At 40.9% G+C, this 10,354-nt stretch carries 7 protein-coding genes and 1 pseudogene; 7 read left to right on the top strand and 1 reads right to left on the bottom strand.

Going from position 1 to position 10,354, the window contains the following annotated elements; genetic code table 11:
* Positions 1 to 78 precede the first annotated feature (78 nt).
* The 6 genes from B4U84_RS19250 to B4U84_RS19220 all read left to right on the top strand — a co-directional run bounded on the left by B4U84_RS19250 (position 79) and on the right by B4U84_RS19220 (position 8,702).
* Positions 79 to 1,890 (top strand): protein kinase domain-containing protein, encoded by a 1,812-nt coding sequence (locus B4U84_RS19250; RefSeq protein WP_131120126.1) that lies wholly within the window; start codon positions 79 to 81, stop codon positions 1,888 to 1,890.
* A gap of 609 nt (positions 1,891 to 2,499) precedes the next feature.
* Positions 2,500 to 3,063 carry a pentapeptide repeat-containing protein gene (locus tag B4U84_RS19240; RefSeq protein ID WP_131120122.1) on the top strand — a complete coding sequence of 188 codons (564 nt, stop codon included), beginning with the start codon at positions 2,500 to 2,502 and terminating at the stop codon, positions 3,061 to 3,063.
* Between the two features lie 293 nt (positions 3,064 to 3,356).
* Positions 3,357 to 4,541, top strand: a complete 1,185-nt coding sequence (locus B4U84_RS19235; RefSeq protein WP_017310766.1) for a M20 family metallopeptidase — start codon at positions 3,357 to 3,359, stop codon at positions 4,539 to 4,541.
* Between the two features lie 407 nt (positions 4,542 to 4,948).
* The gene (locus B4U84_RS19230) at positions 4,949 to 6,364 is read left to right on the top strand and encodes an ABC transporter substrate-binding protein (protein ID WP_017310737.1); all 1,416 of its coding nucleotides are present in this window, start codon (positions 4,949 to 4,951) and stop codon (positions 6,362 to 6,364) included.
* A gap of 146 nt (positions 6,365 to 6,510) precedes the next feature.
* A complete protein-coding gene (locus B4U84_RS19225) occupies positions 6,511 to 7,545 on the top strand; it encodes a PstS family phosphate ABC transporter substrate-binding protein (RefSeq protein ID WP_017310736.1) in 1,035 nt (344 codons plus the stop codon).
* 101 nt (positions 7,546 to 7,646) lie between these two features.
* Entirely contained in the window at positions 7,647 to 8,702 is a 1,056-nt protein-coding gene (locus tag B4U84_RS19220) for a PstS family phosphate ABC transporter substrate-binding protein (protein ID WP_131120121.1), read from the top strand.
* Positions 8,703 to 8,895: 193 nt separating this feature from the next.
* Here B4U84_RS19220 and B4U84_RS19215 read toward each other — a convergent pair whose 3' ends face one another.
* Positions 8,896 to 9,615, bottom strand: a complete 720-nt coding sequence (locus B4U84_RS19215; protein WP_016863057.1) for a Crp/Fnr family transcriptional regulator — start codon at positions 9,613 to 9,615, stop codon at positions 8,896 to 8,898.
* A 297-nt stretch (positions 9,616 to 9,912) separates the two neighbouring features.
* On the opposite strand from B4U84_RS19215, the pseudogene B4U84_RS19210 reads away from it, so the two are divergent.
* A pseudogene (locus B4U84_RS19210) lies at positions 9,913 to 10,354 on the top strand (DALR anticodon-binding domain-containing protein); the annotation flags it as partial.

Below are 10,354 nucleotides of genomic sequence, written 5' to 3'. Positions count from 1 at the left end.
TGCCCAATCCCCCTTACCCCTATCCCCAATCCCCGGTCAGGTGATTATAATCAACTCAGCCATTGTCTTTGAGCGGTTGTGTTCAACACTACTGAAATTCACTGCATCAATCCAGACTGTCAGCGTCCCTATCCTCAGCGTTGGGAGAGCAAATTCTGCCATTGCTGTGGTGCGCCTCTACAGCTGATGGATCGCTATATCCCTATGAGGCGCTTGGGAGCGGGAGGTTTTGCCCAAATTTACACAGTTTGGGATCAAAAAACTCAAACCCAAAGGGTGCTAAAGGTGTTGGTAGAAGATTCACCAAAAGCACGAGAGTTGTTTGCTCAAGAAGCATCTGTTTTAAGTAGTTTGCGACATCCTGGTGTTCCCAAAGTCGAATCAGATGGTTACTTTCAACGCATTTGGGTTCATGGGAAGGGACAGCAGACTCTACCTTGTTTGGTGATGGAAAAAATTAATGGTCAAACTTTGGAGGAAGTATTATACAAGCAGTATCCTCAAGGATGTCCACAAGATTTGGTGTTGAATTGGTTAAGCCAAGCTGTGGAAATTTTACGGCATTTGCACCAACACAATATTATTCATCGTGATATCAAACCTTCTAATTTGATGCTGCGTACTCTGTCTAAATCCCCTTTTGATCACAAAAAAAGCAGAGAAGCAAATCAGCTGGTACTAATTGATTTTGGTGGAGCAAAACAATTTGCTGCTACAAATGTTGTTTCTCAACCACGATCTACAAAGTTGTTTTCTTCTGGTTACAGTCCACCAGAACAAGTGATGGGAGGCCATGTTGAACCCAATGCTGATTTTTATGCTTTGGGTCGGACAATGGTGGAGTTGCTGACGGGTAAACATCCGGTGGATTTAGAAGATCCCTTGACCGGAGAGTTGCACTGGCGTTCACAATGTCGTGTTCACCCGCAGTTAGCAGATTTGCTTGATGAAATGATGCAAGAAGAAGCGCGATCGCGTCCGGAAAACACAGTTGTCATCCAAAGACGTTTGGCACAGATTGATCAAGCACCACCAAATCCTGTAGGGACAAACAAAACAAACAAGACAAACAGGACAAACAGTCGCAACGTAACTTTAACTTTAGTTCTCACAAATACTCGACTATCTCCGATTCTCGGATTTTTCTCTGATTTAAGAAAACAAATTCAAAACTCTGTTGTTGATTTTGCCCAAGCCATTGGTCAAATAATTCTTTTTGTATTTGGTGCGATCGCTAAAGTTATTCGCGCCTGTTTGGATACCATTTGGACAATGATTCTCACCAGCATTGGTGCTGCTGGGGGTACTTTTTCTGGTTATGTTTTAGCTAATCATACAGAATGGGGAAAACAAGTAGGCGAATCTTTATCTAGTCAATTATCTGTGTTGTTAGGGAACAATCAATCTGTTTTAGGCTCAGAGATTCTTCTGTTTGCTGGCGCTGGGTTAGGTACTGCGTGGGGAATAGTGACAGCTGGAGGTTATAGACAGCGACGACGATTTTTAGCCGCATCGTTGATGGGAATTTTTGGCTATGGATTTGGCTGGTTCATTCTGCAATTAATCACACCAAAAGAAGATGGTGAAGGATTGATCGCCTTGATTTTAGCAGCAGTTTCACTTTTAACCCTGGGCTTAGGTCTGCGTAGCCATCATATAGTTCATGCTGTAGTTACTGCTTTTGGTACAGCACTACCGTTCGCATTTTTGCTTTATGTCGGTCTACCACCGACCATATTCAACGACTTTTTTAGACCTACCAATAACTGGCATGAATTATTGTGGAAAATAGGTTTTTTTGGTTTGCTAGGTATTTTAATTAGCTTTTGGTTGGGAGTGAGTCATTACTTATTTGTGCCTGGATTACGCTTGTTGGGATGGCGTGATTGAAAGGGATCGGGGAAAGGGGATCGGGGAAAGGGGATCGGGAACTGGGCATAGGTTATTATTCTCCCTTGTCCTCCTTGTCTCCCCACACTCCCCACACTCCCAGACGCGATGAATCGCGTCTCTACATTACTCCCCACACTCCCCACACTCCCCACACTCCCCACACTCCCAATCCCCAATCCCCAACATCAGCAAAATTTCATACTCAAAAAAAGAATTCCCCCTTGCCTTTTGGTTAATTTGGCTTGGAGGAATACAATATTTCGTTGGCTATAGAGTTTCAGTATAATGTTTGATGCTTTAATTCTATAAATTTTAGTTTGGTTTTGACCAGTAAAATCCTCAGGTTTTATAGTAATTTTACAGTTTCTTGATGTCTGCTTTATACCGACTAATTTTACATTAGTCCTATTATGATAACAGTACTGAGTAAGTCGGCAAGAATAAACCTAACTATATTACAGAAAGTAAATAAACCTAAAATCCTTACCAATAACCAATGACAAATGACAAATGACAAATGACAAATGACTTTCTTCTATACCCACGAGCGGTGTAGTGTCCCCGTCGCTTTTGTGAATTCTCAACTTTGAAATTACTGTAAAAAATATGAAATTCCAGATAATCGCCACAGCTGCCTTGTTAGCCTGTATTGGACTTACAGAACAGGCTTTTGCTTTTAATCAACTAGATTTAGACCAGCTAAAAGCATCAGGTTCTTGTCCTCGGTGTGATTTAAGTGGTGCTGATTTAAGTAAAGCTAATTTGACTGGAGCAAATTTACGCGAAGCTAATTTGAAAGCAGCCATTTTAACTGGTGCTAATCTCACCAATGCTGATCTGACAAGTGCAAATCTGGAAAGTGCTACATTAACTGGAGCAAATCTCACGGCAGCTTCTTTTACAGGTACATATCTTAAAGCAGCATCCCTAGACAATACAAATCTGAGTTTTACTGGTTTTATTGGTGCCAATCTTGAAGGTGCTAACTTGAAGGGCGCTAGAGAACAATTTACTAATTATCGAGGCGCAAACTTCCGAGTCACCACTCTATCTAATGGTGTCATCACTTCTAATAAACCTTATTGGTGGTCTCTACAGCGTTTTTCCCCAGTGCAATGTAACAAATTCAACGAGGATAAGATTAGTGGTTCAACCTGTTCTACAGATTGACAAGTAAAAACAATAAGCCTAAAAACTTTATCAGACTAAATTTTTGTGGTTGGAATGTTGAGTTGTTCACCTATTTCCATCCACTTATTTATATTTTTGTATAAAAAATTAGCCAGAGTTATAAATAAAAAACAAGCTAAATTACTCTTGACTGCGGAGTACTTTAAATGTAAGAGTACTTTGTCAATTAGTTTACATTAACTTAACTCAGTAACCCTCTTGTTGTGAATAAAAGTTATTTGTAGATTAACACTTCTTTATCATTAAATTAAAGACTTTAAAGTAGTAGAAAAATGCTTAGTTCTATTAAAGATTTAGCAACAACGATCGCTCCACGTCTAATAGAAATTCGTCGTCATATCCACTCTCACCCAGAACTTAGCGGTCATGAGTACCAAACAGCCGCCTTTGTGGCTGGAGTTTTATCTTCCAGTGGACTGCATGTACGAGAAGGAGTAGGTAAAACAGGTGTAATCGCAGAATTGCAAGGTACTGGTGAGGATAAACGGATTTTGGCAATTCGTACTGATATGGATGCTTTACCCATACAGGAACGTACTGATTTAGAATTCACTTCTCGTACAAAAGGTGTGATGCACGCTTGTGGTCATGATGTTCACGCCACAGTCGGTTTGGGAACTGCGATGATTTTGTCTCAGATTTGCGAAGAGATTCCTGGGAAAGTACGATTTTTATTTCAGCCAGCTGAAGAAATTGCTCAAGGGGCAAGCTGGATGGTATCAGATGGAGCAATGGATCAAGTTAGTGGTGTTTTGGGTGTTCATGTTTTCCCTTCGATCCCCGCAGGTTCAATTGGTGTGCGTTATGGCGCCTTGACCGCTGCGGCGGATGATCTAGAGATTATTATTATGGGCGAATCAGGACATGGCGCTCGTCCCCACGAAGCCATCGATGCTATTTGGATCGCTTCCCAAGTTATTACTACACTACAGCAAGCAATTAGCCGCACACAGAATCCTTTGCGCCCAGTAGTATTAAGCATAGGCAAAATTAACGGTGGTAGAGCGCCAAATGTGATTGCTGACAAAGTTCAGTTATTGGGAACAGTGCGATCGCTTCATCCCGAAACCCGTGCTAATTTACCCAACTGGATTGAAAAATTAGTTGCTAGTGTTTGCAATTCCTACGGTGCAAAATATGAAGTCAACTATCGTCAGGGAGTTCCTAGTGTGCAGAATGATTACTTCCTGACACAGTTATTGCAATCATCCGCAGAAGAAGCCTGGGGAAGCGATCGCGTCCAAGTTTTACCTGAACCTTCCCTTGGTGCAGAAGATTTTTCTGTATATTTAGAACGCTCTCCTGGTAGTATGTTTCGTTTAGGTGTGGGTTTCCAAGATCGGCTCATCAATTATCCACTCCACCATCCCCTATTTGAAATTGATGAATCAGCGATCGTTACTGGAGTTGTAACGATGGCATATACAGCCTATAGATATTGGCAACAGGCTATTTAGCCTGAAGAGAATAGCTAGCTAGATAAAATGTACAAAATACAGAATACAGCAACCCGACTTGACCAGGTTGCTGTTCAATAATAAAAATTTGTCAACTAACAGAAAAACTTGATCAGCTATCGGTTAACGATTTATAAAAAATCAATCGCACATCAAAAACTCTTCGTCTCCCCGGTCAACTGCTTAAAATTCGTGAATTTGTACAGATTGATTTTCCCCAATTGAATCAGCCTGCTGTCTCCATTGTTGACCTATTACTTTTGGAAGCTAAAGGTTTCGTTGTCTTTACTATTTGCGATCGCCTGTGGTCGATGAGTGCAAAGTTTATTTGCATTCATATCTTTAGCTAAGATAATGACCGATATAATTCTATTTAATATTTATAAAATTTTCATTTTTCATTGTCTATGTCCCAAAAAAATGAAACTGCTGTTCTATTCCTTGCTTTATTAATTACTGTGGGATTGGTAGGTGGTGGGGCATGGTTGCTAAAAGACAACATTTGGCCACAAAAACCTCAAAGTGATGGCAATACATTACAACCTAATAAAAAGTTAGTTACTAACAGAATTAGTTTTGGTGAAAAAACATTATCTCCAATAGAAGCTTCTCCAACAAAAAAAGAAGGGATCACAGCACTAGCATCGGGTAACTATAAAAGAGCAGTTTCTAACTTAGAAGCAGCGTTGAAATTTCATAAAAATGATCCAGAGACATTAATCTTTCTGAACAATGCCCGCATAGGTTCTGCTAAAAGTTATACGATTGTGGCATCTGTACCATTAGGAACTGATCCAAATGGTTCTTTAGAAATTTTACGCGGGATTGCTCAAGCTCAAAATGAAATTAATGCGGCGCGAGGAATTAAGGGAGTACCGCTAAAAGTTGGGATAGCAAACGATGATAATAATCCAGAAGTTGCCCAACAAATTGCCCATACTTTGATTGAAAATCAAGAAGTATTGGGTGTAGTTGGTCCTTATGCTAGTGATGTCACTTTAGCCGCAGGTAAGGTTTATAATACTGGACAAATTGTGGCTATTTCCCCAATTAGCACTTCTGTCAAATTATCCAACTTTAGCCGCTATGTTTTTCGGACGGTTCCTAGTGATTTTATGGCCGCCAGAGCATTGGCAAACTACATGGTAGAAAACTTACAGAAAAAAAATGCAGCTGTTTTCTTCAATTCTCAAAGTAACTATAGCCAGTCTTTAAAGTCTGAATTTGTCTCATCTGTTTCCCTAGAAGGTGGACAGGTATCAAGTGAATTTGACTTATCCAAAGCCGATTTTAGTGCAGCTAAAAGTGTAGAACAAGCAATTAAACAGGGTGCAGAGGTTTTGATGTTAGCGGCTAGTACGGATACTTTAGATAAAGCACTGCAAGTGGTGCAAGTAAACCAAAAACGGTTAAATTTGCTTGGTGGAGATGATATCTACACGCCCAAAACTTTAGAAATTGGACAGCAACAAACATTGGGAATGGTGGTGGCTGTTCCTTGGCACATTGATAGCAATCTCAATACCGATTTTCCGCAAAAGTCAAGACAACTGTGGGGAGGTGATGTGAACTGGCGCACTACTTTAGCATACGATGCTACGCGTGCTTTTATTGCAGCATTAGAACGTAATCCTACCCGTATAGGTATCCAACAAGCCCTTTCATCACCGGAATTTTCTACTACAGGAGCTTCCGGTACAATTCGATTTTTACCATCAGGCGATCGCAATGCCCCTGTACAATTGGTGCAAATAGCTAGCAAAAATCCTTCTCGTTCTGGTACAGGGTTTGATTTTGTACCAGTTTCAAAATTAAATAATTAAACTCGTTGTAGTCTGTAACAAATCGCTACGCGTCTACACTCGTAAGTGAATTTTCTCCTGTCTCCTGAATAATTAACCAAATCTTAACCTATATCGATTCAGATAAAGTGAAAATTTGCTTTAAGAGCGATAACTAAAAATTTATTATGTCTCAAAAAAATGAAACCACTGTTTTGCTGTTGACTCTAGTAGTGACGCTAGGGCTAGTGGGTGGTGTCTTTTTATGGTTAGCTAATAATTCTGGAATAAGATTCTTCAACGCTAAAAATAATTTATCTGAACCTATTAAACAGCCTACTTCTGAAACTTTTGCACAATTACCAAGTATTCCTTCTGGATTATTTAACTATGGTGGTAGCACCACTTGGGCGCCAATTCGTAAAGATGTTGATACAGCAATTCAAACTGTGTTTCCGCAATTTCAACTACGCTATACTGATCCAACTATAGGCGCTCCAGGTTCTGGAACTGGGATCAAGATGCTTTTAGATAACCAGTTAGCTTTTTCTCAATCATCACGTCCAGTTAAAGACGAAGAATATCAAAAAGCACAGCAGCGAGGTTTTAAATTAAAAGAGATTCCAGTCGCAATTGATGGAATTGCGATCGCAGTAAATCCTAATCTCAATCTCCCTGGTTTAACTGTTAACCAACTCAAAGATATATACATTGGCAAAATCACTAATTGGCAACAAGTAGGTGGGCCAAATTTAGAGATTACGCCTTACTCTCGCCGTTTGGAAGAAGGAGGTACGGTCGAATTTTTTGATGAGAACGTTTTAGAAGGAGAAAAATTTGGTACGAACGTTCAATTCATTCCGACTACTACAGAGGCTTTAAAAGAAGTAGCAAAAAATCCGGGTGGAATGTATTACGCTTCAGCGCCAGAAGTAGTCGGACAATGTAGTGTTAAAACTTTACCACTAGGAAAAACAACAGATAAATTTGTCCCACCCTACAAAGAACCATTTATTTCTCTGCAACAGTGTCCACAACAGCGTAACCAACTCAATGCACCTGCTTTTTTGAGTGGTGAATATCCCATTACCAGACGGTTATTTGTAATTGTTAAACAAAACAATCAAAGCGATCAGCAAGCAGGAGAAACCTATGCCAATTTGCTGCTAACAAACCAAGGTCAAGAATTAATTGCTAAAACTGGATTTGTCAGGATTAGATGATTTATTGAATTCTTTTGTTTGTTGGTTGTTATTTGTTGTTGAGAACGAACAACCATCAACAACAAATTACTAACAATTGGTAAATTATTATGTAAATTATTATGTCACAAAAAAATGAAACGCCTATTTTGATATTGTCTTTATTAATAACTGTTGGCTTGATTGGGGGCGGCTTTTGGTGGTTTAGCAGAAAAACGAGTTTTAAATTTAATCAAGTTACCAAACCTCAACCGATTGACTCGACTAATCCCAATATCACTCAGCCAAAATCAAGTGGCAATAATTTTACCTCTATTCAAAATGTCCCTACAGGATTATTTAACTATGGAGGTAGTACCTCTTGGGCAACCGTTCGGCTCGCTGTTGATCCAGCAATTCAAGCAGCACGGCCAGAATTTCGCTTGCGTTATGTAGAGCCTATCAGTGGTAATCCTGGTTCCGGTACAGGTATTCAAGCATTAATTGATGGTCAATTAACCTTTGCTCAGTCGTCTCGACCAATTCTAGATGAAGAACTAAACCGTGCCAAACAACGTGGGTTTACTTTGCAACAAATTCCTGTAGCAATTGATGGTTTGGCAGTAGCAGTAAATCCTAACATTAATATCCCAGGACTAACAGTAGACCAGTTACGGTCTATTTACACAGGCAAAATCACAAATTGGAGTCAAGTGGGTGGGTCTAATATCCCTATCAAGGCGTACTCTCGCCGCATCAGTGATGGCGGGACAGTTGAATTATTTGTCCAAGACATCTTGGGTGGTCAAGATTTTAGCTCTAATGTGGAGCTTGTTTCCACCACCACCCAAGCCCTAAAAAAAGTGGCTGGTAGTCCTGGTGGCATATATTACGCTTCCGCCCCTGAAGTTGTTCCTCAATGTTCAATTAAACCCTTACCTTTGGGGCGAACGCAAGGGCAATATATTGCTCCCTACCAAGACCCCATTGTCCTCCCTTCTGAGTGTCCTGGTAGACGAAACAAATTGAACATTGAGGCTTTCCAATCTGGAAAGTATCCGATTACCCGCAATCTGTTTGTGGTGGTCAAACAGAATGATCAAACCGAGCAGCAAGCGGGTGTCGCTTATGCCAACTTGCTGCTGACTGAGCAGGGACAGGAATTGATTTCCCAAGCTGGCTTTGTCAAAATTCGCTGACACCTGTCAGACACAGACTACAAAGTGGCAAGATTGCCAATAGACACCCCTAGAACCCTCTATTAAGCGCCTAAGAACTTTTTAGGTGGTTTTATTCTTTTAGAGGATTACGCCTTCCCGTAAGGATAGCGGTGGTGGGCGCTATTCCTATTTGGTAGGGCGACTTCTCATCAAAGAACTTGGCAACTGTGCTTTAGCCGGCTCTGTTAATCGATTCTGCTGGCAAGCAAATCAAATTATCTCCCTGGGTGAGGATTAAGCCGCGCTGACGCAACTTGCCCATCAAACGGGTGACGGTAACACGAGTCGAACCAATGGCACTGCCAATTTGGGCATGGGTGAGGGGGAAAGGTAGACAATAGCCACGAATCACCTCTGGATCAGTTTCACTCATTGCCGGCTCACCATATTCCTCAATCAACAATGTGAGGAATCCTAAGAGTCGGTCAATCGTGCGGCGTTGTCCTAAAGCACTCAGCCACAGCAGTTTACGCTGGTGCTGATACCTAAAGGCATCCATAACTTCACGTCGGAAGTGAGGCCAGTTGTCTAAATCGTGCCAGTACATCCACAGCACCGCTGTTTGGTCAACATGGGCATAAGCCTGGAGCGTGAATGGTGATTGAGCAACAATTTCAAAGGGCTGTCCTGCACCCACAAATCCTAAGAAGGCTTCTTCTGGAGTTCTGTTGATGCGTCGGGACGTTAACTGACTTGCTGTTGCACTCACTTGGGCGGTTCCTACCATGCGGATTGCACCCCTTTGCACTAAATACAACAATCCAGGACGGGCTGGAATGCGTTCATCTTTGCTAAAGGTGCGGCAGCGGTAGTGTTCTTGAGCCCAATCAAGAATGCGTTGCCAAGTTAAGAAAGGCCGTGATGCCTCAGAAAAGGAGGATGGAGATTGCATAGGTAACAAAGAGCGTTCGGCTGAAGACAAAAAGAGGTCATAACAAGGTGCAAGGAGTGTCTTCTCGTTGGCGGGTCAGGCTTAACACCTAACAGTGCCAGCCATGCAAAGAGAGGAATTTTAGTTCCTACTCTTTTGTTATACTTCTTACTGTACAATGATGGTAGTAAAATTTACTCAGTTTCAAAAAAAATTTGCATTTCTCTAATTTTTCTTTGATTAAATTAAAGTTATGTCTAAAGACAGATGACATAAAATCAATGGTTTTAAAGTATATGTCTACAATCAGTATAACAAGTGCATAAAAAACTACTAGTGAGTAAATATGCAGCAATAAAACGCTTAATATATATCTATCTAGTTTCAGCGCTAAGTATTTATACGGGTAACGTCAAGAGAGGATGTTCAAGAAATAAAAATTTTCCTCTCTCTAAAGGTAGAGATAATAATCAGGTTATTTACATCACAGGGTTAGCACTACAGCTGGCAAAATATGAGAAAATTTCGCCGATGGAGGTTGCCAACGCGATCGCTTCTCATTTATCGGCAAACTCGGTTGGAATTTTCAGCATTCAAATAGTTCCACCTGGTTGGATTCATTTAAAATTGGCTCACCCTGTGTTGGCTGACTGGTTACAAAGCCTTACAGAAAGTCAGAGGGAAGCCCATTACCTTCAAAGGGGACAAGGGAAAGGGGAAAAGGGAAAGGGGAAAAGGGAAAGAGGACAAGGGGGACAAG

This window comes from Westiellopsis prolifica IICB1 (genome assembly GCF_004323185.1).
GTDB classification, from domain to species: Bacteria; Cyanobacteriota; Cyanobacteriia; order Cyanobacteriales; family Nostocaceae; genus Pelatocladus; species Pelatocladus prolificus_A.
This window is presented reverse-complemented; position numbering and strand designations above follow the sequence as displayed.